Here is a 24178-nt window from a genome sequence, read left to right on the forward strand (position 1 = left end):
AATTTTTAGACTGTTGGATCATGAACGTTGGCTAAATTCCATTGTACCCCGCTGTTCCACGAAGAAATTGAAATATAATTATCCGCATAAACCAATCTGGGAAAAGGAGGTGTAACCACAGGTGACACAACTACAACCGGAGGATCCGTATCTTCATTTGCAGGATCATCTTTTAAGCAGCTTTCCACAGCAAATAAAAAGAACCCTCTATACGAAGCAACTTTTAAAATAGAATTTGTTTTTTCATTTTTATAGCCTATTATTTTCCTTCTAAAACAACTACTGAGAAAGGAGGAATAGTGATTTCAAGTTTTCCTTTTTTATTTTCGAAACCTTTAAAAACGGTTGGAATAATTTTATTTGGTGTATCGAATGAATTGTAATCTTGTAATTTAGCTGATGTTATTACTGTAGCCGTAAAGTTTTTAACTCCAAGGTCCTTAACATCAATTTCTATTTTGTTTTTATTTTTTGCGTCTACATTTACCAATGAAATATGAATTGCACCATTTTTATCTTTTGAAGCCGAAGCCGATACAGCCGGAAGTGTTTCTCCGTTAACTGTATACAAAGGCGATTGAAAACTTATCGGTAATAATTTTGCATCCTGATGAACACTGTACATTTTCATTACATGATAGGTTGGCGTTGTTATCATTTTTGCTTTATCGGTCAAAATAACAGCCTGTAAAACGTTAACACATTGTGCTAAGTTTGCCATTTGAACTCTATCTGCGTGATTGTTGAATATGTTTAATGTTGCTCCGGCCAAAACAGCATCTCTCATTGTGTTTTGTTGGTATAAAAAACCGGGATTTGTTCCTTTTTCTACTTCATACCAGCCTCCCCATTCATCAACCATCATGGCTATTTTTTTCTCAGGATCGTATTTATCCATTATGGCCGAGTGTTTTGTAACAAGCTCTTCCATTTTTAAAGCTGATTTCATTGTTTGAAAATATTGTCCTTCACTAAAATCAACTCCATCACCTTTTTTATTCCAATCAATTACAGCATAATGATGAACTCCAACTCCCCCTAACATATTTAATGGAATATTTTTCATTAAAACTTCAGTCCAGTTATAATCATCACTACTTGATCCGGAAGCAATACGGGTAATTCCGCCTGTGTTTTCCCAATCCGACATGAAAGTAGCGAACTTGCGGTATTCTCCAGCGTAATATTCGGCTGTCATGTTTCCTCCACAACCCCACGCTTCATTGCCAATTCCCCAGTATTTAACTTTCCATGGTTCGGTTCTTCCGTTCTTTTTACGCAAATCACTCATCGGACTTTTTCCGCTAAAGTTGGTATACTGAACCCAGTCAGCTAATTCCTGAACGGTTCCGCTTCCCACATTTCCTGACAAATAAGGCTCTGTTCCAAGAAGTTCACACATATTCAAAAAATCATGTGTCCCAAAGCTATTATCTTCTGTTACGCCGCCCCACCATTTGTTTACGATAGTTGGTCTTTGTTCCTGAGGGCCAATACCATCTTTCCAGTGATACGTATCCGCAAAACAACCGCCTGGCCATCTTAAATTTGGAATTTTTAAATCTTTCAAGGCAGCAATAATATCATTTCTAACTCCCTTAGTATTTGGAATTTTTGAAGTATCACCAACGAAAAAACCTCCATAGATACAGCGTCCTAAATGTTCTGCAAAATGTCCGTAGATATTTTTGTTGATAACCGGAGCCTTGTCATCATTTTTTAATGTGACAACTGTGGTTTCTTTTTGAGCGAAAGTAATTTGATTACAAAGTGTAAAAACAAATAGAATTAAAAACGTTTTTTTCATGATAATAGATAAAGTTATAAAGTGGAAAGTTAATAAAACTTCCCTCTGAATTTTAATTTTAGTATGTAAGTGTTAGCTTCCTTCTTTAATTAAACAAGGAGCTTCCCATGAAGCATGGTTTCCACCAGCTACAACCGTTCTTGTTCCTGTAGGTTTTCCTGTCGAAGGATTAATTTGAACTACTCCAATTCCGGCATGCCAGAAACCATAAGCCATATACTGGTTTTTTTAAGTTAGTTAGTAAATAATTATAAGTGTTAATTTTACATTTGTAAATTTAATTAAAATAAAACCTTATAAACAAATTAATATCATAAAAAAAGTAAATAAAAAAAGTGTATATCATAATTTAAGTGTTGATTTTACATTTAAAAAAATGAGTTTTTTTCAAAAAAATGAGTTTTCCATCATGTTAATTGTGTAAAATTTACACTTTTGATTAAAAAGTAACTTTTAAATCAAAAAAAATGGAGATTAAAAAAAGATAAAATAAGCTGATAAATAACAATTTGAGTATAATAAAATATTGCTTTTTTTATACAAAAAAACCTACTTTAAATTTAACCCTCCTGATATTTGAAGTCTATTTTTAAAAAAGTATCCTGTAACTATCCTGTTTTCTTCTTAAAAGATTCATAAAAACTACAAATTCATGTTATTTTTTTGTAAATAAGTGCTTTTTTTTAATCTGTCTTCAATAGTTATTACTGTAAGTGTTAAAAACACATTAATAAAATTATGAAAGCTATTAGGAAGTTTATATATTTACCGATAAAAATTGGATATGTTAAACAGTTATAGCTCTGCCGATAAGGTTTTATTAGCAGTAGATTGTATCATTTTTGGGTTTGATCACGATGGATTGAAGATACTTTTAATCAAAAGGGACTTTGAGCCTGAGAAAGGAAAATGGTCATTAATTGGAGGCTTTTTGAAACGTGATGAAGTACTGGATAATGCCGCCATAAGGATTTTGAATACTTATACCGGCTTACACGATATTTATATGGAGCAGCTCCATGCTTATAGCGAAATTGATCGTGATCCTGTGGACAGAACTATTTCAGTTTCTTATTATGCCCTGATTAATATTGAAAACCACAATGCCGAATTGATTAAAAATTATCATGCACAGTGGTTTAGTATTGCAGATGCCCCAAATCTTATTTTTGACCACAACGAAATGTTGCAACATGCCATCAGAAGATTGCGTTACAGAACATCTATAAAACCAATTGGGTTTGAATTATTACCTGAAAAATTTACCATGCGCCAATTATTAGAATTATATGAAGCAATTTTGAGTAAAGAATTAGACAAACGTAACTTTATCAGTAAAATTAACTCTCTTGAAATTTTAAATAAACTGGACGAAAAAGACATGCAATCTTCAAGAAAAGGATCTTATCTGTATACTTTTAACAAAGAAAAATATGAAGAAAAATTACTAAACGATTTTGTATTGAACTTGTAGATTACGTTTTAGTATAATACTTTAAATCTGCGTGCAAAAAAACAAGCTTTTTTATAAAAACAAAAACCCTGAAATCTACAAGCTTTCAGGGTTTTTTCTCCAATAAAACTACTATTAAAATTAAACTAATTATTCCCTTTATTTTTAGCTGTTCCCTTTTTGATAATCTGCCAAAAAGGTGGCTAGTCCAATATCTGTTAACGGATGTTTCAATAAACCTTCTATTGCACTCAAAGGCCCGGTAATAACGTCTGATCCTGTTTTAGCACAATTGATAATATGCATCACATTTCTAACCGAAGCTGCCAATATCTGAGTTTCAAAACCATAATTATCATAAATCAGTCTGATTTCTTCAATCAGACCCATTCCATCAGTCGAAATATCATCTAAACGTCCAATAAAAGGAGACACATAAGTTGCACCTGCTTTCGCCGCCAGCAATGCTTGTCCTGATGAGAACACCAAAGTACAATTGGTCCTGATTCCTTTATTCGAAAAATATTTAATGGCTTTAACTCCATCCTTTATCATCGGGATTTTTACCACAATTTGTGGATGCAAAGCAGCTAACTTTTCACCCTCGGCAATCATTCCTTCAAAATCTGTTGAAATAACTTCGGCACTTACATCACCATCAACCAATTCGCAAATTTTTATATAATGGTCCAGAATGTTTTGTGCACCCGAAATTCCTTCTTTTGCCATTAGTGTTGGATTAGTGGTAACGCCATCTAAAACCCCTAAATCATTTGCTTCTTTAATGTCTTTTAAGTTCGCTGTATCTATAAAAAATTTCATAGTCTTTTCTTTATTTTGATGTTTTAAAATTGTTTTCTTTTAAATATTTACTAATTTCTTCGGAAGCATTTTTACTAGTAAATCCGAATTTCTGATCCAAAACAGAAGCCGGAGCAGAATATCCGAAATGATCAAGGCCAAATACTCTTCCGTTGCTTCCGGCCAAACTCTCCAGATTAACAGGAAGTCCTGCTGTAAGTCCGAAAACCAATCCGTCTTTTGGAATTATACTTTCCTGATATTCATTTGATTGCGACCTGAAAAGTCCTTCTGAAATTATCGATGCTACATTTATATTGATCTGCATCGCGTTTTCAAGTTCCCCTGCAGCTTCTATTAAAGTGGCAACCTCGGAGCCATTGGCGATTAAGGTAATATCAGGATTTTGAGTAGATTTTACCAGATAACCTCCTTTTTTAGCCTGAATGGCATCCTCAAATCTTGAAGTTCCATTTGTTGGAAGATCCTTTATGTCTTGTCTTGACAAAATTAAACCTGTTGGTGTTTTCTTATTTTCAAGTGCCATTTGCCAGGCAACAGAAGTTTCAACTGCATCTGCCGGACGCAAGGCCAGTAAACTTTGATCTCCCGAATGGTTTTTTATTTTTTCCAATAGTCGGATTTGTGCTTCCTGCTCAATTGGCTGGTGCGTTGGACCGTCTTCACCTACGCGGAAAGAATCGTGTGTCCAGACATATTTTACCGGTAATTCCTGAATGGCTGCCAGACGAATGGCTGGTTTCATATAATCTGAAAACACAAAAAATGTAGCCACAACCGGAATTACTCCTCCGTGAAGCGCAATTCCGTTGGCAATGGCCGCCATGGTAAGTTCAGCAACACCGGCTTGCAGAAAGCCTCCGCTGAAATCATTCTTCTGCAATACAGATGACTTTTTCAGAAATCCGTCTGTCTTATCACTGTTGGATAAATCGGCAGAGGAAACGATCATGTTCTCAACATTTTCAGCCAGGTAACCCAAAACCGCTGCGGAAGCATCCCGGGTCGCAGCATTTGCTTTTTGGACAATACTGCTAAAATCCAAATCTGGCAAATCGCCTGAAAAAAACTGTTTTATTTTTTGGGCTAATTCAGGATTTTGAGTTTCCCAAGCCTGTATTAGTGATTTTCTGTCAGTTGCTTCTTTTGTCTTATTATTTAAAATCGTTTTGTAGTGTGCTGCAACTTCTTCATAGATTGCAAATGAATCTTCTGTGCTGGCACCTAAATTCAATAAGGTCCTGTTAAAATCGGCTTTGGTTCCTCCAATTGGTTTACCGTGTAATTCACATTGTCCTTCGTATATTGTTCCATCGGCTGTAACACAACCTTTGCCCATTATGGTTCGTCCGATAATCAACGTTGGCTTTTCAAGTTCTGCATGAGCAGCATTTAATGCTGAGCGAATGTGGGCATGGCTGTGACCATTAATCGTAATGACTTTCCATCCCCATGATTCATATTTCATTGCGGTGTTTTCAGTCGTTACTTCCTCTGTCATAGAGGAAAGTTGTACATCATTAGAATCGTAAAACATAATGAAATTGTTCAGTCCCAAATGCCCGGCAATACGTCCTGCTCCCTGCGAAATTTCTTCCTGGACACCACCATCGGTAATAAAGCCATAAATTTTATGATCGAATAAATTATCAAATCTTGCTGATAAAAACTTCGCTGCAATTGCGGCTCCGACCCCCATTGCATGACCCTGCCCTAAAGGCCCTGAGGTATTTTCAATTCCTCTTTTTACATCTATCTCCGGATGACCTGGTGTTACTGAACCCCATTGTCTAAAGTTTTGCAGATCAGTTTTTTCATAATTTCCAAGTAAATAATACTGTGCATACATCAAAGCCGAAAGATGGCCTGCATCCATAAAAAATCGGTCCCTGAAGATCCAGTTCATATCCGTTGGATCGTATTTTAAATACTCTGTATATAAAATATGCATAAAATCGGCCCCGCCCATGGAACCTCCCGGGTGTCCGGAATTTGCTCTTTCGACCATCGAAATGGCTAAGGCACGTATGTTATCTGCTGATAATTGGTCTGTTTTATTATTCATTTTAGTTATAATTTGAAAGTGGTTTTTAGTTTAAATTACTTGAAATTTCAATTTTGTAAATGCTGAATTTCAAATAGAATAATCCTAAAAACGATAAGCAAAAACAAAACAAATAAATAAGTGTGAAATTTACATTTACAAATGTATGGAAAATAATTCCATAAAAACAAAAAATAGTTTGTTTATTTTTTTTACTAAAAAATTGAATATTCAGTAATAATCCGGAAAATTAAATGCAGTTTAAGTAATATTACCACAAACCCTTAAAGTGAATGACGCATAATTAAGGAGGATTTATTTTCGATTTGTTCTTTTTTTCCCTTGATTACCATCTCTGCCAAAATTTTGCCCATGGCTTCAAAATGTGTAGAAATAGTAGTAATTCCATTTGCTACGACTTTTTTCAGAGGGGTTTCATTATACGATATAATGCCAAAATCGGTTCCTAATTTCAGATTGTGGTTTCTGGCATCCTCAATTACGCCAACCAAATCTCTGTCATTTGGAATAACATATAAATCCCCAACTGCAATTTCATGCTCATTAAATTCAGTAATTATTTCATAATCGAAATTATGTTCAGTACAAAAATTTTCAAATCCAATTTTCATCCCGAGTGGCTCTCTGAATCCGGGAAAAATCAAGATAAGTTTTTTGTATTTCCCCAATCTGATTTTCCCTTTAGTCAAGCCTTCATAAATATCTTTTTGATGATTTTGATAAATAGCAGGAAATAATTTTAAGTCCGAATTTGTCTGATCTAAGATGAGTACATCATTTACTGGTAGGGTTTTTATAGAATCAACGACATCGATTAAATTAGTTGGCATTATGATATATTTGGTATAGTTACCATTGCTGTCATTTATCAGTCTTTTAAATACCTGAACATTAAAATTGTGAAAGAAGATATCAACCTGAACATTTTTTCCTATATTTTTTAAAAACGAATTATATATATCTTCCTTGAAAATATTTAATTCATCAAAAAGTAAAAAAATTTTATGTTTTATAGTAATTTCAATGCTTTTAACATAATAGCCCTTCCCCGGAATAGCGTAGATAATCCCTCTTTTTTTGAGTTCATCATATCCCTGTAAAACTGTATCGCGGGATAATGAAAAAGCCAGACACACCTTATTTACAGACGGAAGCCTGTCTCCTCTTACTAACTTTTCCTCCTCTATTGCTTTTTCAATTGAAAGAATTATCTGCTTATACTTTGGTAAACCAAGATTATTTTGAATTGAGATGATGTTCATAAAAATGATTTTGGGGTGCAATATACAAAAACTGGTAGGTACTGGTATGCAAAAATAAAAAATGTTACTATTTTTGAATTTCATTTTTTGCAAAAAAAGTATAGAAATAAAACACATGTCTCATTTTCAGGATAAATCAACATCTAAATTATTCGGTTTAATGCCAGATAACGAAGAAATTCATTCTTTTCAATTATCAAATAAAAAAGGAATGAAAGTACAAATCATTAATTATGGTGCAACTGTAACTTCAATCCAAATTCCAGTCTCAAAAGGCAACCTTATTGATGTTGTCCTGGGTTTTGATTCATTAGAGCCATATTTAAAATCTTATGAACTGCCAAGTGCTCCTTATTTTGGAACAACTGTTGGCCGTTATGCCGGAAGAATCAATAATGGTTTTTTTAAATTAAATGATAAAACATTTCAACTCAATACCAATAATGGTGTGAATGCGTTACATGGTGGAAATATTGGTTTTGGAAAAAAAGTATGGACTGTTACCAATGTTACTTCAGGTGATAATCCATCGCTAACTTTAAGTCTTCTGAGTGAAAATTTAGACGAAAAGTATCCGGGTGAACTACACGTGGTTTTAACATACACCCTAAAGGAGGACAACGAATTACAACTGGAATACAAGGCAACTTCTACTGAAGATACCATAATCAATCTGACTCATCACAGTTATTTTAATCTTGATGGTCATAATTCGACTGTTCTGAATCAAAACATGTGTATTGAATCTGATAAAATTTTGGAAAAGAACACAGACAATATTCCAACTGGAAATTTTACTGATCTTTCTAATCATGATTTCGATTTTAGAACATCTAAAAAATGTCCGGCATCAATTGATGATTCATTTGTGCTGGAGCCAACAAATAATGCTGTGGCTCAGTTATTTAGTTCAAAATATAATTTGCAGATGAGCGTTTACACAAACCAGCCAAGTTTACATATATATGTAGGGGGAAATTGTTTTGATATGGTAAAAGGAAAAGAAGATGCTGTTTATCACCCGTCAAGCGGAATTTGTTTTGAGACCCAAAATTTTCCCGATGCCCCAAATCACACACATTTTCCAAATTCTATTTTAAAAAAAGGTGCAGAATATCATCAAAAAACAGTTTATAAATTTGAACACTTAATTTCCTAAATTTAAAGATAACACTATTACAATTACAAAATAATGAACGAGATTTTAATACAAAATACCACTGCCTTTTTCGAGAAGTCTTTTGGAACAACGCCTCAAAAAATTGTGCTTTCTCCAGGAAGAATTAATATCATTGGAGAACATATCGATTATAACGATGGCTATGTTTTACCAGCTGCTATTGATAAAATAATTTGTTTTGCGTTTGAGAAAAGCAATTCGAAAACTTCAAAAATCATCGCCATCGATTTAGATGAGGAATTTGAAATTGATCTGAATAAAAAAATTGAGCTAAGCGATGTTGTATGGACCAATTATATTCTGGGTGTCATTAAACAATTGCAGGATAATGGTTTTACTTTTGAAGGCTTCAATTGTGTTTTCAGCAGTAATATTCCGGTTGGTTCAGGGTTGTCATCATCTGCAGCTTTAGAATGTGGAATGATTTTCGGTATCAAAGAACTTTTCGATTTAAAGATTGAAAAAGTGGATATTGCTTTATTAGGTCAAAAAGCCGAGCATTGGGTAGGTATTAATTGTGGTATTATGGATCAGTTTTCAAGCGTTCACGGACTTGAAAATAAGGTAATCAAATTAGATTGCAACACGTTGGAATTTGAATATCATAATGCTGATTTTAAAGATTTCTCACTGGTTTTATTTGATAGCAATGTCAAACATTCGCTTTTTACATCAGAATACAACAACAGAAGATTAGAGTGTGAAGAAGGGCTTTCGATCATCAAAAATCATTTTCCTGAAATCAAAACGTTCAGGGATTGTACCGAAGAACAGCTTTTGAGCATTCAGGATAAAATGAATGAAACTGTTTTTAAAAGAGTGCATTTTGTAGTTAAGGAAATTCGCCGCGTTACTCAGGCTTGTGAGGCTTTGGATAACGGAAATATTGAAGTTTTAGGACAATTGCTTTTTGACACCCATGACGGATTATCAAAAGAATACGAAGTAAGTTGTGCCGAATTAGACTTTATAGTTGAACTGGCCAAAAAAGAAGAAACTGTAATTGGTTCCCGATTAATGGGTGGCGGTTTTGGTGGTTGTGCCATTACCTTAATCAAAAAAGGTGATGAAAACAGGGTAAAAGAAATGTTTACTAGCCTTTATTTTGATACATTTGGAATTGATTTAAAAATTTATGATGTAAAAATCTCGAACGGAACATCACTTTATACTACAAATTAAGAATGAGAAATTTTGATATTAACGAAGATCCGCACAGACGTTATAATCCATTAATAAATGAATGGGTTTTGGTTTCACCACATCGTGCGAAACGCCCCTGGCAAGGTCAGAATGAAACCATTTCGACTGAAAAATTACCGGAATACGACCCAACCTGTTATTTATGTCCCGGAAATGTCCGCGCCAATGGCATGAATAATCCTGATTATGAAAGTTCGTTTGTTTTTGAAAATGATTTCGCTGCCATGAAGCAGGATGAAATAATTTACGAAGATGACATCAGACAAACTTTTTTTAAAGCACAACCTGAAAGAGGAATCTCAAGAGTAGTTTGTTTTTCGCCGAGACATGATCTTACTTTACCGGAAATGGAAATTGACGGTATCGAAAACATCATTCGTACCTGGCAAAATGAGTATACTGATTTAGGTAATATAGAATACATCAACCATGTTCAGATTTTCGAAAATAAAGGAAGTGTTATGGGATGCAGTAACCCGCATCCACACGGACAAATTTGGGCACAATCTTCATTGCCAACCCAGGTTGAAAAGACACAAAATAACTTAAAAACTTATTTCAATAAAAACAACAGCAACCTTTTACTGGATTATCTTAAAGCCGAATTAATCAAGGAAGACCGTATTGTAATCGAAAACGAACATTTTGTAGCATTAGTGCCCTTTTGGGCAATTTGGCCTTATGAAACAATGATTATCAGCAAAAGGCATGTTAACAAAATTACCGGTTTTACAGCAGAGGAAGTTACCTCTTATGCTGTTATCTTGAAACAACTGACTACGAAATACGATAATCTATTCAGTACTTCATTCCCCTATTCATCTGGTATTCATCAGGCTCCAACGGATGGGGAAGCACATGAAGAATGGCAATTTCACATGCACTTTTATCCACCATTATTACGTTCTGCTACTGTGAAAAAATTTATGGTAGGTTACGAAATGTTAGGTGAATCACAGCGCGATATCACTCCTGAAAAAAGTGCTGCAGTTTTAAGGGAACAATCTGATATACATTATAAAAATAAATAAAGACAGATGAAAATAGTTGTTACAGGCGGATTGGGTTTTATAGGCTCACACACCGTTGTAGAATTACAGAACGAAAATTTTGAAGTAATCGTGATTGATAATCTTTCTAATTCTTCAATTGAAGTTTTAGACGGTATCGAACGAATTACAGGCAAAAAACCGCTTTTTGAGCAAATAGATTTAAGAGATAAAACTGCTGTTCAGGATTTCTTTAAAAAATATTCTGATGTTTCCGGGGTAATTCACTTTGCGGCTTCAAAAGCTGTGGGCGAAAGTGTTCAGGACCCTTTGTTGTATTACGAAAACAACATAAACTCATTAGTATATATTCTTCAGGAATTGCAACAAAAACCAGACGCAAACTTTATATTCAGTTCTTCGTGTACGGTTTACGGTCAGGCCGAAAAAATGCCAATTGCAGAAGCTACGCCTATTCAGCCAGCCATGTCACCTTATGGAAACACCAAACAAATTGGCGAGGAAATTATTACTGATGTTACTAAAATCAGTAATCTGAATGCTATTTTATTGCGTTATTTTAATCCGATTGGGGCACATCCGTCAAATGAAATTGGTGAATTACCTCTTGGGGTTCCACAAAACTTAGTACCATTCATCACTCAGACTGGTATGGGATTGCGAAAAGAATTGTCGGTTTACGGAAATGATTACCCTACTCCTGACGGAACGTGTGTTCGTGATTATATTCATGTAGTTGATTTAGCAAAAGCACATGTAATTGCAATGCAAAGGTTAGTGAACAAAAAGAATGCTGACAAATTGGAGATTTTTAATTTGGGAACAGGGACCGGAAGTTCTGTTTTGGAGGTAATCAACGCCTTTGAAAAAGCAAGCGGCCAAAAATTGCCTTATAAAATTGTTGACAGAAGAGAAGGTGATATCACCGAAGCCTATGCTAATACTGATAAGGCTAATAATGTTCTGGGCTGGAAAACCCAATTGACACTTGAGGATGCTATTGCAAGTGCCTGGAAATGGGAACAAAAAATCAGACCATAAAAAAGTTTAAATAATTATTAAAAACATATCTTTTTGTTATAAATGTAAAAAATACATTTGTTTATATTGTCCGTAACTATTTTTACTTTACTTTTGGTTTTCATTTTATTAAAAAAAACAATGAAATTAAATACATATCGTATTTTTTTCAGATTAAAAAAACATATTAATTAGTTTCGCAACCAGAATAACCATTTCGTTATTTAAGACAAATTTTAAAAACCACTAATCACTTATATTAATTTCAAATATTACTAACAAATGAGCTCGAAACTTGCTTTTGCAGATTATGCAGTATTTATTATCTATTTTCTTGTAGTATCCATTTACGGATATACAATTTATCGCAAACGCGAAAAAAACGAACACGATGCTAAGGCCTATTTCCTTGCAGAAGGAACACTTACATGGTGGGCTATTGGAGCTTCGTTGATTGCCTCAAACATTTCGGCAGAACAATTTATCGGAATGAGCGGGGAAGGTTTCTTTTTAGGAATCGCTGTTGCTGCCTATGAATGGCTGGCTGCTGTTGCCTTAATTATTGTTGCAGTTTGGTTTATTCCGGTATATCTTAAAAATAAGATTTACACAATGCCACAATTCTTAAAAACACGTTATAATGAATCTACTGCCTTAATTATGGCGGTTTTCTGGTTGTTTTTATATGTTTTTGTAAACCTGACTTCTATCCTGTATTTAGGGGCTGTTGCGATCAACGGATTAGCCGGAGGTGAATATCTTCATGCTATCATGATAGGTTTAGCTGTTTTTGCTTTAATCATCTCTTTAGGAGGAATGAAAGTGGTGGCTTATACGGATGTAATTCAGGTAGCTGTTTTAATTATCGGAGGTTTGGTTACTACCTATATTGCTTTAACAACTGTTTCACACTATTTTGGTTTTGGAGAGGATGCCATAGCCGGTTTTAATGTATTAATGGATAAAGCACCGGAGCATTTCAGAATGATAATTGACAGACCTACTGCTAATTCTTCACAACTTGAAATTGACAAATATTTAACTTTCCCTGGATTGATGTCGTATTTAGCGGGTATCTGGATTATCAATCTTAACTATTGGGGCTGTAACCAGTACATTACACAAAGAGCTTTGGGTGCTGATTTGCAAACTGCCCGTAATGGTATTTTGTTCGCAGGATTCTTAAAATTATTAATGCCGCTTATCGTAATGCTGCCAGGTATTGCAGCTTATGTTTTATATGAAAATGGTCATTTACCACAATTGATTGGTGGAAAAGACGGAGCTTATTCAGCCATGTTAACGTTCCTTCCAACAGGTTTAAAAGGATTATCTGTAGCGGCATTAACAGCTGCTATCGTAGCATCATTAGCGGGTAAAGTAAACAGTATCTCAACTATTTATACATTAGACGTTCACAAAAAATACATCCAAAAAAGTGCGAGCGACAGACATCAGGTAAACATCGGAAGATATGCTGTTTTTGCAGCGATGCTTTTGGCAGTTTTGTTTACATGGAATGACGTTCTTGGTATTGGTGGTGTTGGTGGATTTACATACATTCAAAAATATACAGGATTCATTAGCCCTGGTGTATTTGCCATGTTCTTCCTTGGTATGTTCTGGAAAAGAACAACGGGTACAGCTGCTATTGTAGGTGTAATTGCAGGTTTCTTATTATCTGTTTTATTTAATGAATTTGCTCCTGCATTATTCGGAAATGAAACTTTATTATATACTGCATGGCCAAATGGAAAAGGTGGTTTCGAAATCCCTTTCCATATCTGTATGGGATTGTCATTTGTATTTACTATGCTTCTTATGATTGCCATAAGTTTTGCAGGACCAAAAGTAAATCCAAAAGCATTCGAATTAGACAAATCTATGTTCAAATTAAAACCACAAACTACCGTATTAATTGTAATCACATTATTGATTATAGCTGCATTGTACGCTAAGTTCTGGTAAAATATTTTTCCAATTAATTTAAAAAGTCTGAAACTAAACAAATTTAGTTTCAGACTTTTTTCATATATTTTAAATCATAAATGTTCAAAAAAGTAACCTCGTACTTCGCTTTTGCAATTTCCTATTTAATAGCTGCAAATCTCAACCAAAATTAATTAGCTGTGTAAATCCTTAGAGATTGTATCCCAGACATTAAAAATTCATTTTTTTTAATTATACCGTTTAGAAATATGTAAAAAGACATTTTGGTACCAAGTTAAAAGTAGCGCGTAAAAGTCATTCAAAAAAAGATGAAAATGCTGTAGAAGTTTTTAAAAAAACTTTAAAATAATTCTGGAAGATGCCTTAAGATATTCTCAAGACATATATACTTCTTTTAATATTTATGCACAAGATGAAAGCCGTTTCGGATTATTTACCCGTAACGGAAAAGCATTAACAACAAGAGGTGTAAAACCTATTTGTACTTATCAAAACATATTCAGGTCCACTTATATTTTTGGTGCGTTCTCCTCAATAAATGGGGATAGTCTGGTTATGGAATTGCCACAATGCAATGGAGAGAATTTCCAAATATTTTTAAGCGAACTCTCCAGCAAGAATCCCAACGAGTTTAAGGTTATCGTTTTAGATAATGTGCTTTCCATAAGGGCAAATCTCTTGAAATACCAAAAAATATTGCATTGGTTTTTCTTCCGCCATACTCTCCAGAGCTTAATCCAGCAGAACTTGTCTGGCTTAACATGAAAAGAAAATTGACCAATAAAATCTTCAAAACAATGGATGACTTTAAATTGGAATTAAACCAGATTGTAAAAACAATGATTACAGAAACTTTTATAAAAAACCTATGCGGCTTTAGCTATTTCTATACTTGAATTAGACTAAATTATATGTCTAAATGGTATAACACAAATAGTAGCTTTTTTTTTCATAGAGTAAGATTTGTTTTTGTAAAGTTTTATAATTTGGTGCAAAATCAAACAAAAATCACTTACAAAACAATACCAACATTTAGTGATATTTTTTATTTTATAATGTTCCTGAAATCAATATTTTTGATACAAAAGAATATCAGGCAACGCAGGCTATCAAGAGTAGTTATAACAACTACTAAGAAAATGATTCTGTCTTTTGTAATGTAAATGGTTTATTTGCAAGAGTCGTATTGCCAACTAACCAGATCAAATAAATCATCACAACTTCTAAAATCAGCAACATTAAAATTCCTGTTTTTCTTTTTTTAGATTAATGGATTTGTTTTTAAATAAATCAAATTCTAAACTGAATATATCAAGCATAATCTGGTGATTTAAATCCGGATGGCATAAGTACAAACCTTCTTCTAACAATCTTGCCGGAAAAGCCTCAGAAAATGGGCCACAAATGCTGAGATTATCGATAACAACAAATCTTGAATTATCATTGGTCACTTTTATTCTGAAATATCCATACAAATTATCATTGTATTCTACTGATAAAATTTCGAAAATAAAATTCGTTAATGTGCCATGTTTGTCTGAGAAGTAACCCATATTTCCTAAACTTTCATTTTTTATTATTGCCATAATTACTGGATGATTTTTGGTTTATAACTTTGGTAATTAATCCTTAATTTAGATTCCGTACCTACCTTTTCTAAAACATTTGTCTGTGACTATTTGTGCTTTTTCAGATATTATAAGTTAGGCAGCAATTTGCTGTTCTGCAAGATCTGAGGTTATAAATATAAAATAATCCTGTTTTTAACTCCCTATCCTTTGCTTCGCCAGTTCGCTTTCGCTCGTGTGGAGAGGGCTGGGGTGAGGATATTTCTAAATGGTATTATATGATTTGGATTTCTTTTTTCATTAATTAAAATATTCAGATCCTGTCCGAAGTTCTTCCTCCATATTTTTTTCACTAAAAATCACTTTCCGTCGCAATGTAATCTTTGTTAGCTCATGTAATCTTTTTTGATACAATTCAATTATTGTTTCTTCGATATCATTATTACAGTTTCTACCATTAAAAACATGGGTAATGTAAGATTTACTGAACGGCAGCCCCTTTTTATTCCATATCCCTTTTTCTTCCAAAAGCTGTTGAACTTCTTTCGAATAGCCTGTTTTAAAGACTTTCTTCATTTTATTTCTTTGCCCGGCTGTAATCATAGATAAGTACTATTTGAAATCATATAATTATTGTATTTTTACTACGTTCTTACTACGAAGTAACTACGACAAATATATATTATTTATTAATACATTATATCATTTTTAATATAAAAATTAAAAAAAATGCAAACAGAAGGTGAAAGATTACGTTACTATATTGAAAATAAAGAAGTTAACCTCAGACAGTTTTGTATAGAAAATGATATATTATACACTTCTTTACATCCAATTTTAATGAATTCAAGGTCTTTAGGCATGAATATTTTAAAAAAAATCATGCAGGTTTACCCTAATCTGAATATAAATTGGGTTTTAACCGGCATGGGTGATATGGAAATTACAGAGGATAAAAATTACGTTTTGCGCGATCCGGGTTCCGTTTATCAAAATTTAGATCCGGGATATGAAGCTTTTCTAAAATACTTTGACAAAGAAGCCACTACCGATAAAATTATTGCCTTAATCGAAAAGAAATTAGAGGATAAGAAAAAGAAATAATACATACAACCTTCTTACAAAACCCGTACACCTTTTATTTACAATACATTACATTTTTTTTATCACATAAGTAACCATTCCCCAAATAATCAATTGATTTTCTTCGGTAACTTTTAAGGGTTTGTAGTTTGGATTTTCAGGCATAAGATACAAGCACTCTTTTTCGACCTTAATCCGTTTTACGGTAAATTCACCATCGATAAAACAAATCGCAATTTTATTGTTTTGCGGTTCCAGGCTTCGGTCAACTACCAAAACATCCTTGTCATTGATACCCGCGTCAATCATCGAATTTCCCTTAACCCTGATGTAAAAAGTAGCCAGAGGATTTTCGCTTAGTTCCTTATTCAAATCAATACTGCTTTCCATAAAATCAGCAGCCGGCGATGGAAAACCAGCAGAGACCCCTTCCTTTATATAAGGAACCCTAATTTCGCTTTCGAAATCAGGCTGAAAAAACGTAAGCTTTTGTTCTTTTTTTACAGACATCGTATTTCAAGTATTTTTTTGAAATCAGTTGTATATTTCGGGGATAAATAATTTTGGTTCATGTTCCAGGTCAGCTCCAGGTTTTGAGAAGCCAGTTTTACTTTTCTGTTCCCAATTTTTTGATTCAGCTGATCCATCACTTTCATTAAGGCCAGATGTTTTGGATTTTCTTCTTCAAATAACTGAAATTGCTTTTTATCCTCATCTATTAATTCGGTTACCACAACACCTGCCTTTTTAAATCTGATGCCTTCATTTCCTTTGTGCAATTTCTTCAGCAATTCAATAGCGGCATTCGAAATTGTTAAGGTAGAATTGCTTGCATATGGCAACGTTACTGCCATATTAAAATAATATTTGGATGATTTAATCGTATGCCTGTCAATAACCAGCATTACAATTATGGTATGGCAACAGGAATTTTGCATCCGTAATTTTTCTGCACAAACAGCAGCAAAAGTAGCGATACGTTCACGAAGTAAATCAAAATCGGAAATTTGTTTTGGGAAACTTCTGGTGGTCGCAATACTCTTTTTTTGTTCCGGCAAAGGCTCTAAATCCAAAACCGGTTTTCCTTCTAATTCATATTTTAAACGAAGCCCTGTAATCCCCATTTCTTTTTTAATCCATGCCTCATGTTGAGGCTGAATAAAATCAAGGGCAGTATGGATATTACGAAGTTTTACCTTCTTTTTTGTACGATATCCAATGCCCCAGACATCTTCAATTTTAGTCCATTTTAAAGCTTTGATTCTTTTTTCTTCGCTGTCAATTACATAAACCCCTTTAGTTCTTCCCTGAAATTCCTTGGCAATTTTATTGGCTACTTTTGATAATGCCTTGGTTTCGGCAAAGCCAATGCAAACCGGAATACCTACCCATTTTTGAACACGGGATTTCATTTGAAGTCCGTAATCATGATAATCTGAAATATTCAGGCCATCAAAATTCAGAAAAGCTTCATCTATACTGTAAATTTCTACATTAGGAGTAAACTGTCCTAAAATTGCCATAACCCGATTGCTCAAATCGCCATACAGCGGATAATTAGAGGAAAACAATTTAACATTCTTTTCTTTTACCAACTCCTTAATCTTAAATGCCGGAGCCCCCATAGGAACCCCGGCTTCTTTAGCTTCATTGCTTCTGGAAATAACACAGCCGTCATTATTCGACAATATCGCAACAGGCTTTCCGTTGAATTTCGGCTGAAAAACACGTTCGCATGAAGTATAAAAATTATTACAATCGACTAAGGCATACATCCTGCAAAATTACGAAAAGTGCTGGTATGCCCTGAATAATGAAAGTTAATTTTTTCTTTGCGTCCACTAATTCCCTATACCATTTCGCCTCTCATAAAAACCAGAAAAATCCAGGATATAATTATGGGAAAGGGTTGATTTTATAACATTTATTTTTATCTTTGCGTTATTTTTATTTATTCTAAATAATCTAACAACATACAACTTGAGTTCTCCATTATAAAAACCTAATATAAAATTATGAAAAAAAATATTTTTCTTTCATTTGCTTTGGTTACCGCTTTATTTATTAATGCCCAGCAAAAAAATACACTTTTGGATCAGTCGTTTTGGAAAACTGCACCGGATGTAACTACAGTAAAAGCTGAAATCGCAAAAGGAAACAGTCCATCAGAACTTAATTCAATGTCTTTTGATCCTGCTGTTATGGCAATAAATAATGATGCTCCTGCTGCTACTATAAAATTTTTATTGGAACAAAACGGTAATGACGTCAACAAATCTACCCACGACAATCGTATCTATCTTCACTGGGCGGCTTATAAAGGTAATCTGGAAATTGTAGAATACCTGATTAATAAAGGATCAGATATTAATTTAGAAGACAGCCATGGAGCTACCCCAATCGTAATGGCAGCTAATTCCGGTCAAAAAAACACAGCGGTTTATGATGCTTTTTTTAAGGCAGGCATCGCCCCAAAGAAAAAATACAAAGACGGAATCAATCTTTTGCTGATGGCAATCCCATCTGATAAAGACCTTACGCTCACCAACTATTTTATTTCTAAAGGATTATCTCTTAAAGATGTTGATAATAACGGAAATACGTCATTTAACTATGTAGCCAAAACAGGTAATATCCCCTTATTAAAATCATTATTGGAAAAAGGCGTAAAGTATACGGACAACGCACTAATTTTTGCCGCACAAGGTTCACGCAGGGAATCGAACACCCTTGAAACTTATAAATATCTGGTAGAAGATTTAAAACTAAAACCGACAACTACAAGTAAATCCGGCGAAACTGTATTGCATTTTCTGGCAAATAAACCAAACCAGATAGAAAATATCAACTATTTTTTAGCTAAAGGAACAGATCCCAACAAAGCCGATATTGAAGGAAATACTGCTTTAATTAACGCTGCATCAGCAAAAGATCTTGCAGTGGTTGAATTGTTGCTGCCAATTTCAAAAAACATAAATGCACAAAACAATAAAGGAGAATCTGCATTAACAGCAGCTGTTAAAAACGGAACTCCGGAGACTGCAGCGCTTCTTTTAAATAAAGGTGCAGATGTAAAAATACTGGATAAAGAAGGAAATAACCTTGGCTATTACCTGGTGCAATCGTACAGACCTGCCGGTCGCGGTCCGGAAGCTGCAAACGCTCCAAAACAAGACCCTTTTACAGCAAAAACAAAATTGCTTCAGGAGAAAGGATTGGATTTAGCCGCACCACAAAAAGATGGCAATACACTATACCACGTTGCGGTCGTTAAAAACAATTTAGAATTATTGAAAAAAATTGCTGATTTAAAAATAGATGTAAACACTAAAAACAAAGATGGTTTAACCGCTTTACACAAAGCGGCAATGATTTCTAAAGATGATGCCCTGCTGAAATACTTAGTGTCTATTGATGCCAAAAAAGACATTAGTACCGAGTTTGACGAAAGTGCTTATGCATTGGCTAAAGAAAATGAGTCACTTACCAAAAATAATGTATCTGTTGAATTTTTAAAATAATCCTGTATTACCATCCAAATTTTAAATCAGACTGGAAGAATCCCTCAATTACAATAAATATAATAGTATCAAATGAAGTCAATAATTAAAATAAGTTTAGCAAGTATATTAATGTGTCTTTTGTCATTTCAGGCAAATGCGCAAAACAGCAAATATAAATGTATGCTGCAAATGTCCAATTATATAGGAGAAGGCGCTTATGTAGTAGTATCGCTGATCAACTCTGACGGAGAGTATGAAAAAACACTTTACGTAATGGGCGACGATAAAAAATGGTACAACACACTTAAAGAATGGCATAAATTTCATTCTAAAAAACCAACCAATATCAGTGCAAAAACAGGTGCTTCCGTAACCGGAGGAGACCGCAGCATTACTACAATAGAAATAGAAGATTCTAAAATCAACAAAGGATATAAACTGCGCTTTGAAACAGCTGTTGAAGACCAGAAATATTATGTAAATGACATTGAAATTCCGCTAACTACAGATGGTCTTGCTGCCAAAACAGAAGGTAAAGGATACATTCGGTACGTAAGATTAAATAAAATTTGAATTTTGAACTTTTTATCTGCGGGAATCTGAAAATCTGTGCGTTACTATTTTACACAGGTTTTCAAATTTTTGCAGATTTCTTTTTTAAGCAGATTTAATAAAAAACACAAACTAATACCATTTAGATATAAAATAATCCGATTTTTTAACTCCCTCTCCTTTGGAGAGGGCTGGGGTGAGGAAAACAAAAAACTGTTTTATATTTCTAAATAGTATAAACCACTCCTATGGACTGAAAACCCATAGATTTGGCCGGCTGACTGAAAATGTACAGGATTGTAACACTATTTATTAGCCACAAATTGCACGAATTAGTTTTAATATTTTTTTGAAGCTATAGCAAAATGCACTAAAAGTACATAGTTGTAAACTATATCTGAGACCAATAAAACAATTTCCTCAATGACTCTTTCTTTCTGGCGTTATTCGCATCTGGCTTTGGCTGTTTTTTCTTCTTTATTTTTGATATTGGCATCCGTAACCGGAGTCATCCTTTCAGTAGATGCAATTCAGGAAAAAACACCACCATATAAAGTTGAAAATTTTGGGGAGATAAAGCTCGGGGAAACCCTGCCTGCCTTAAAGAAAGTTTATCCTGAAATAACGGAATTAAGTGTTGATCACAATCAATTTGTAACATTGCGGGGTATTGATGAAGAAGGCAATGATATCAACGCCTATATTGATCCAAGAAACGGAAAAATAATAGGCTCTCCCATAAAAAAAAGTGAATTTATCCAATGGGTTACCGCACTTCACCGTTCTCTATTCCTTAAAGAGACCGGACGGTTTTTTGTTGGGTTTATTTCTTTTATTCTGATACTGATTTCCATTTCAGGTTTCGCCCTGGTTATTAACAGGCAAAGAGGCTTACGCAATTTCTTTTCTAAAGTTATTAAAGAATATGTTGTTCAGTATTATCATGTTGTATTGGGAAGGCTGGCCTTGATTCCAATCCTGATTATTGCTGTCTCCGGCACCTATTTATCATTGGAAAGGTTTAATTTTTTTACGGAGACAAAACCAAATCCGGAAGTTAAAAGCGAAATCACAGCAGAAACACTTGCTTTAAATAATAACGACAAAACTTCTGTGTTTAAAAGCACACTTCTGGCTGATGTTCAAAAAATAGAATTTCCTTTTTCAGACGATCCGGAGGAATATTACATCATCAAATTAAAAGACAGGGAAATTGAAGCTGACCAGGTTTCCGGTGCTGTAGTAAGCGAAGTCCTTTTTCCAATGACTACGCTTTTATCCAGTCTGAGTCTTGATTTGCATACAGGCCGATCCAATATTTTTTGGGCTTTTATACTGGGACTAGCCTCTTTGAATATTCTCTATTTTTTATATTCAGGTTTCGCGATGACCCTGAAACGAAGGTCAAGCCGTATCAAAAACAAATACAAAGCCGAAGAAAGCAAATTTATCTTATTGGTTGGTTCAGAAAACGGAAGTTCGCTGCGATTTGCCAATATCATACACAAACAATTGCTTACCGAAGGCCATAAGGTTTTTATCACACAGCTTAATAATTATACTGTTTTTCCTAAAGCAGAACATATTATCATTTTTACCTCAACACACGGATTAGGCGACCCGCCTTCAAATGCCGGGAAATTCATATCCCAGTTAAGTAAAAATCAGCAAAAACAAAACGTAAAATTTTCTGTTGTTGGTTTTGGTTCTTATGCCTATCCGGATTTTTGTGCCTATGCCCGTGAAATCGATATCTTATTGGAAACACAAAACTGGACAGAACGTTTTTTAGATTTACAAACCGTAAATGATAAGTCTGCCGATGATTTTGTGAATTGGGTAAAATTATGGGGCGAGAAAACAGCAATTTCACTTTCTACCACTCCATCGATTTACAATCACGTTCCAAAAGGTTTGAAAAAAATGATGGTTCTTGACAAAACTGTAATTTCCGAGACCGATCAAACTTTTTTATTGACACTTCGTACCAGTATGAGAACGCCATTTACTTCCGGAGATCTCTTGGCTGTTTATCCGGCGAATGATACAAAAGAGCGTCTTTATTCTATAGGAAAAAACAAAGAAAACATACAATTAGTAGTAAAACTGCACCCATCCGGTTTAGGTTCCGGCTATTTGTATAATGTTGAACCCGGCTCGGTTATAAAAGCCCGGATCATTACTAATAGCGCATTTCATTTTCCAAAAAAAGCACCTGTTGTAGCCATGATTTCAAACGGCACCGGTATTGCCCCTTTTCTGGGAATGATTGAACAAAACAAGAAAAAAACAGACATTCATTTATATTGTGGTTTTCGTAAGGAAACCGAAACGACTTTAGCGTACAAAAAATTCGCCACAGAAATGGCTGAAAAAAAACAGTTGAAAAATTTCCAGCTGGCTTTTTCGCGTGAAGAGAATCATTATTATGTAATGGACCTTATAAAAAGAGATGCTGCTTTTTTTGTTAATTTGCTGATACAAGGCGGCATCATCATGATCTGTGGCTCACTTGCCATGCAGCAGGATGTAGAATCGGTACTTGATACCCTTTGCCTCGAAAAAACAAACAATAGCATTTCCGATTATAAAGCCAAAGGACAAGTCCTGACCGACTGCTATTAAAATATCGCTTAAAACAAAATACATGACTGCAAAACAAGCATTCCTGCCAAAATTAATTATATTTCTTTTTTTACTGACAGCCAGTTTTACAAGCAACGGGCAAACCTTGCGAAAAAGGACAACCCTGCTTATGGGTGGTCGTTTTGATATTACGATCGTAGCAAAAGATTCATTATCTGCAGAAAAAAATATTGAGATCATTATTGCAGAGATTACAAGAATAGAAAATTTGATTTCTGACTGGAAATCCGATTCGCAGGTATCAGAGGTGAATCAAAATGCCGGTATCCAACCCGTAAAAGTAGACAGGGAAGTTTTTGAATTAACCCAAAACGCCCTTTATTTTTCTGAAATAACGAACGGGGCTTTCGATATCAGCTTTGCTGCAATGGATCGAATCTGGAAATTTGACGGATCAATGACCACCATGCCTTCCGATGAAGCCATCAAAAAATCGGTAGAAAAAGTAGGATATAAAAACATTATTCTGGATAGTGTACAATCTACCATTTTTCTGAAATTAAAAGGTATGAAAATTGGATTTGGCGCTTTAGGAGAAGGATATGCTGCGGACAAATCACGTGATTTAATGCTCTCAAAAGGAATAACTGCAGGAATTGTAAATGCCTCCGGGGATATGATCGCCTGGGGTAAACAGCCTGACGGAACGCCATGGAACATTGGTATTACCAATCCTTTTGATACTGAAAAACTGGTTAGTGTGATTCCGATAAATGATGGCGCCGTAACCACTTCCGGCAGTTATGAAAAGTTTGTTGTTTTTAATGGCAAACGCTATTCACATATTATCAATCCCGCTACCGGATATCCCTCAACGGGTTTGTGCAGCGTTACCGTTTTTGGTCCAAGTGCAGAAATGGCAAACGGTTTTAGTACTTCGCTAATGGTTTTAGGTAAAAAAGAAGGACTAAAATTACTAAACAAATATCCTGAATACAGCTGTTTGATGATTACGGATACTCAAAAAGTAATCAAATCGAAAAATTTCAAAAAGAAAAAACTTCATACAGGTTTTTAATTTGTTAATAAAACTGAAAATATTTTTAGGATAATT

The 24178-nt window shown here is 34.3% G+C and carries 22 protein-coding genes; 12 read left to right on the forward strand and 10 right to left on the reverse strand.

What is annotated here, in order from left to right; translation table 11 throughout:
• Positions 1-5: 5 nt before the first annotated feature.
• The 3 genes from J2W48_RS02350 to J2W48_RS02360 form a co-directional block, all read right to left on the reverse strand.
• Entirely contained in the window at positions 6-188 is a 183-nt protein-coding gene (locus J2W48_RS02350) for a hypothetical protein (RefSeq protein ID WP_310277461.1), read from the reverse strand.
• 71 nt (positions 189-259) lie between these two features.
• Entirely contained in the window at positions 260-1807 is a 1548-nt protein-coding gene (locus J2W48_RS02355) for an alpha-N-arabinofuranosidase (RefSeq protein WP_310277464.1), read from the reverse strand.
• Between the two features lie 72 nt (positions 1808-1879).
• Entirely contained in the window at positions 1880-2023 is a 144-nt protein-coding gene (locus J2W48_RS02360) for a hypothetical protein (protein ID WP_310277466.1), read from the reverse strand.
• A 568-nt stretch (positions 2024-2591) separates the two neighbouring features.
• Here J2W48_RS02360 and J2W48_RS02365 point away from each other — a divergent pair.
• A complete protein-coding gene (locus J2W48_RS02365) occupies positions 2592-3281 on the forward strand; it encodes an NUDIX hydrolase (protein ID WP_310277469.1) in 690 nt (229 codons plus the stop codon).
• Positions 3282-3425: 144 nt separating this feature from the next.
• Here the strand turns inward: J2W48_RS02365 and fsa are convergent, their stop codons facing one another.
• The 3 genes from fsa to J2W48_RS02380 form a co-directional block, all read right to left on the reverse strand.
• The gene (gene fsa, locus J2W48_RS02370) at positions 3426-4082 is read right to left on the reverse strand and encodes a fructose-6-phosphate aldolase (protein WP_310277472.1); all 657 of its coding nucleotides are present in this window, start codon (positions 4080-4082) and stop codon (positions 3426-3428) included.
• 10 nt (positions 4083-4092) lie between these two features.
• Positions 4093-6147 (reverse strand): transketolase family protein, encoded by a 2055-nt coding sequence (locus J2W48_RS02375; protein WP_310277475.1) that lies wholly within the window; start codon positions 6145-6147, stop codon positions 4093-4095.
• A 263-nt stretch (positions 6148-6410) separates the two neighbouring features.
• Positions 6411-7409: a GntR family transcriptional regulator gene (locus J2W48_RS02380; protein WP_310277477.1), complete on the reverse strand. Its 999-nt coding sequence runs from the start codon at positions 7407-7409 to the stop codon at positions 6411-6413.
• Positions 7410-7569: 160 nt separating this feature from the next.
• Between J2W48_RS02380 and J2W48_RS02385 the strand changes: the two genes are divergently transcribed.
• The 6 genes from J2W48_RS02385 (at position 7570) to J2W48_RS23045 (ending at position 14668) form a co-directional block, all read left to right on the forward strand.
• Positions 7570-8568, forward strand: a complete 999-nt coding sequence (locus J2W48_RS02385) for an aldose epimerase family protein (RefSeq protein WP_310277481.1) — start codon at positions 7570-7572, stop codon at positions 8566-8568.
• Between the two features lie 33 nt (positions 8569-8601).
• On the forward strand, positions 8602-9771 hold the full coding sequence (galK, locus tag J2W48_RS02390) for a galactokinase (RefSeq protein WP_310277484.1): 1170 nt from the start codon (positions 8602-8604) through the stop codon (positions 9769-9771).
• Between the two features lie 2 nt (positions 9772-9773).
• On the forward strand, positions 9774-10823 hold the full coding sequence (locus tag J2W48_RS02395; protein ID WP_310277487.1) for a UDP-glucose--hexose-1-phosphate uridylyltransferase: 1050 nt from the start codon (positions 9774-9776) through the stop codon (positions 10821-10823).
• Between the two features lie 6 nt (positions 10824-10829).
• On the forward strand, positions 10830-11843 hold the full coding sequence (gene galE / locus J2W48_RS02400; RefSeq protein ID WP_310277490.1) for a UDP-glucose 4-epimerase GalE: 1014 nt from the start codon (positions 10830-10832) through the stop codon (positions 11841-11843).
• 261 nt (positions 11844-12104) lie between these two features.
• Positions 12105-13790: a sodium/sugar symporter gene (locus J2W48_RS02405; RefSeq protein WP_310277493.1), complete on the forward strand. Its 1686-nt coding sequence runs from the start codon at positions 12105-12107 to the stop codon at positions 13788-13790.
• Positions 13791-14473: 683 nt separating this feature from the next.
• Positions 14474-14668, forward strand: a complete 195-nt coding sequence (locus J2W48_RS23045; protein ID WP_409025160.1) for a transposase — start codon at positions 14474-14476, stop codon at positions 14666-14668.
• A 342-nt stretch (positions 14669-15010) separates the two neighbouring features.
• Here the strand turns inward: J2W48_RS23045 and J2W48_RS02410 are convergent, their stop codons facing one another.
• The gene (locus tag J2W48_RS02410; protein ID WP_310277496.1) at positions 15011-15358 is read right to left on the reverse strand and encodes a hypothetical protein; all 348 of its coding nucleotides are present in this window, start codon (positions 15356-15358) and stop codon (positions 15011-15013) included.
• 282 nt (positions 15359-15640) lie between these two features.
• Entirely contained in the window at positions 15641-15916 is a 276-nt protein-coding gene (locus J2W48_RS02415; RefSeq protein ID WP_310277499.1) for a hypothetical protein, read from the reverse strand.
• Positions 15917-16069: 153 nt separating this feature from the next.
• Here J2W48_RS02415 and J2W48_RS02420 point away from each other — a divergent pair, with 153 nt between their 5' ends.
• Positions 16070-16444 (forward strand): hypothetical protein, encoded by a 375-nt coding sequence (locus J2W48_RS02420; RefSeq protein WP_310277502.1) that lies wholly within the window; start codon positions 16070-16072, stop codon positions 16442-16444.
• A gap of 48 nt (positions 16445-16492) precedes the next feature.
• Here J2W48_RS02420 and J2W48_RS02425 read toward each other — a convergent pair whose 3' ends face one another.
• The gene (locus J2W48_RS02425; RefSeq protein ID WP_310277505.1) at positions 16493-16933 is read right to left on the reverse strand and encodes a LexA family protein; all 441 of its coding nucleotides are present in this window, start codon (positions 16931-16933) and stop codon (positions 16493-16495) included.
• Positions 16924-18198, reverse strand: a complete 1275-nt coding sequence (locus J2W48_RS02430; RefSeq protein WP_310277508.1) for a Y-family DNA polymerase — start codon at positions 18196-18198, stop codon at positions 16924-16926. The genes J2W48_RS02425 and J2W48_RS02430 overlap by 10 nt, the downstream gene beginning before the upstream one ends.
• 240 nt (positions 18199-18438) lie before the next feature.
• Between J2W48_RS02430 and J2W48_RS02435 the strand changes: the two genes are divergently transcribed.
• The 4 genes from J2W48_RS02435 to J2W48_RS02450 all read left to right on the forward strand — a co-directional run bounded on the left by J2W48_RS02435 (position 18439) and on the right by J2W48_RS02450 (position 24142).
• Positions 18439-19944: an ankyrin repeat domain-containing protein gene (locus J2W48_RS02435; RefSeq protein WP_310277512.1), complete on the forward strand. Its 1506-nt coding sequence runs from the start codon at positions 18439-18441 to the stop codon at positions 19942-19944.
• Between the two features lie 72 nt (positions 19945-20016).
• Positions 20017-20499, forward strand: coding sequence for a DUF2271 domain-containing protein (locus J2W48_RS02440; RefSeq protein ID WP_310277515.1), 483 nt, complete (start codon positions 20017-20019; stop codon positions 20497-20499).
• A gap of 402 nt (positions 20500-20901) precedes the next feature.
• The gene (locus J2W48_RS02445; RefSeq protein ID WP_310277518.1) at positions 20902-23103 is read left to right on the forward strand and encodes a PepSY domain-containing protein; all 2202 of its coding nucleotides are present in this window, start codon (positions 20902-20904) and stop codon (positions 23101-23103) included.
• Positions 23104-23125: 22 nt separating this feature from the next.
• Positions 23126-24142 (forward strand): FAD:protein FMN transferase, encoded by a 1017-nt coding sequence (locus J2W48_RS02450; protein ID WP_310277519.1) that lies wholly within the window; start codon positions 23126-23128, stop codon positions 24140-24142.
• Positions 24143-24178: the final 36 nt, after the last annotated feature.

The organism is Flavobacterium piscis, assembly GCF_031457575.1.
Classification (GTDB): domain Bacteria; phylum Bacteroidota; class Bacteroidia; order Flavobacteriales; family Flavobacteriaceae; genus Flavobacterium; species Flavobacterium piscis_A.

Excerpts from the sequence above, each read along its gene's own strand:
- J2W48_RS02355 (WP_310277464.1), bottom strand. The coding sequence starts at position 1,807 with ATGAAAAAAACGTTTTTAATTCTATTTGTTTTTACACTTTGTAATCAA.
- J2W48_RS02360 (WP_310277466.1), bottom strand. The coding sequence starts at position 2,023 with ATGGCTTATGGTTTCTGGCATGCCGGAATTGGAGTAGTTCAAATTAAT.
- J2W48_RS02365 (WP_310277469.1), top strand. The coding sequence starts at position 2,592 with ATGTTAAACAGTTATAGCTCTGCCGATAAGGTTTTATTAGCAGTAGAT.
- fsa (WP_310277472.1), bottom strand. The coding sequence starts at position 4,082 with ATGAAATTTTTTATAGATACAGCGAACTTAAAAGACATTAAAGAAGCA.
- J2W48_RS02375 (WP_310277475.1), bottom strand. The coding sequence starts at position 6,147 with ATGAATAATAAAACAGACCAATTATCAGCAGATAACATACGTGCCTTA.
- J2W48_RS02380 (WP_310277477.1), bottom strand. The coding sequence starts at position 7,409 with ATGAACATCATCTCAATTCAAAATAATCTTGGTTTACCAAAGTATAAG.
- J2W48_RS02385 (WP_310277481.1), top strand. The coding sequence starts at position 7,570 with ATGCCAGATAACGAAGAAATTCATTCTTTTCAATTATCAAATAAAAAA.
- galK (WP_310277484.1), top strand. The coding sequence starts at position 8,602 with ATGAACGAGATTTTAATACAAAATACCACTGCCTTTTTCGAGAAGTCT.
- J2W48_RS02395 (WP_310277487.1), top strand. The coding sequence starts at position 9,774 with ATGAGAAATTTTGATATTAACGAAGATCCGCACAGACGTTATAATCCA.
- galE (WP_310277490.1), top strand. The coding sequence starts at position 10,830 with ATGAAAATAGTTGTTACAGGCGGATTGGGTTTTATAGGCTCACACACC.
- J2W48_RS02405 (WP_310277493.1), top strand. The coding sequence starts at position 12,105 with ATGAGCTCGAAACTTGCTTTTGCAGATTATGCAGTATTTATTATCTAT.
- J2W48_RS02410 (WP_310277496.1), bottom strand. The coding sequence starts at position 15,358 with ATGGCAATAATAAAAAATGAAAGTTTAGGAAATATGGGTTACTTCTCA.
- J2W48_RS02415 (WP_310277499.1), bottom strand. The coding sequence starts at position 15,916 with ATGAAGAAAGTCTTTAAAACAGGCTATTCGAAAGAAGTTCAACAGCTT.
- J2W48_RS02420 (WP_310277502.1), top strand. The coding sequence starts at position 16,070 with ATGCAAACAGAAGGTGAAAGATTACGTTACTATATTGAAAATAAAGAA.
- J2W48_RS02425 (WP_310277505.1), bottom strand. The coding sequence starts at position 16,933 with ATGTCTGTAAAAAAAGAACAAAAGCTTACGTTTTTTCAGCCTGATTTC.
- J2W48_RS02430 (WP_310277508.1), bottom strand. The coding sequence starts at position 18,198 with ATGTATGCCTTAGTCGATTGTAATAATTTTTATACTTCATGCGAACGT.
- J2W48_RS02435 (WP_310277512.1), top strand. The coding sequence starts at position 18,439 with ATGAAAAAAAATATTTTTCTTTCATTTGCTTTGGTTACCGCTTTATTT.
- J2W48_RS02440 (WP_310277515.1), top strand. The coding sequence starts at position 20,017 with ATGAAGTCAATAATTAAAATAAGTTTAGCAAGTATATTAATGTGTCTT.
- J2W48_RS02445 (WP_310277518.1), top strand. The coding sequence starts at position 20,902 with ATGACTCTTTCTTTCTGGCGTTATTCGCATCTGGCTTTGGCTGTTTTT.
- J2W48_RS02450 (WP_310277519.1), top strand. The coding sequence starts at position 23,126 with ATGACTGCAAAACAAGCATTCCTGCCAAAATTAATTATATTTCTTTTT.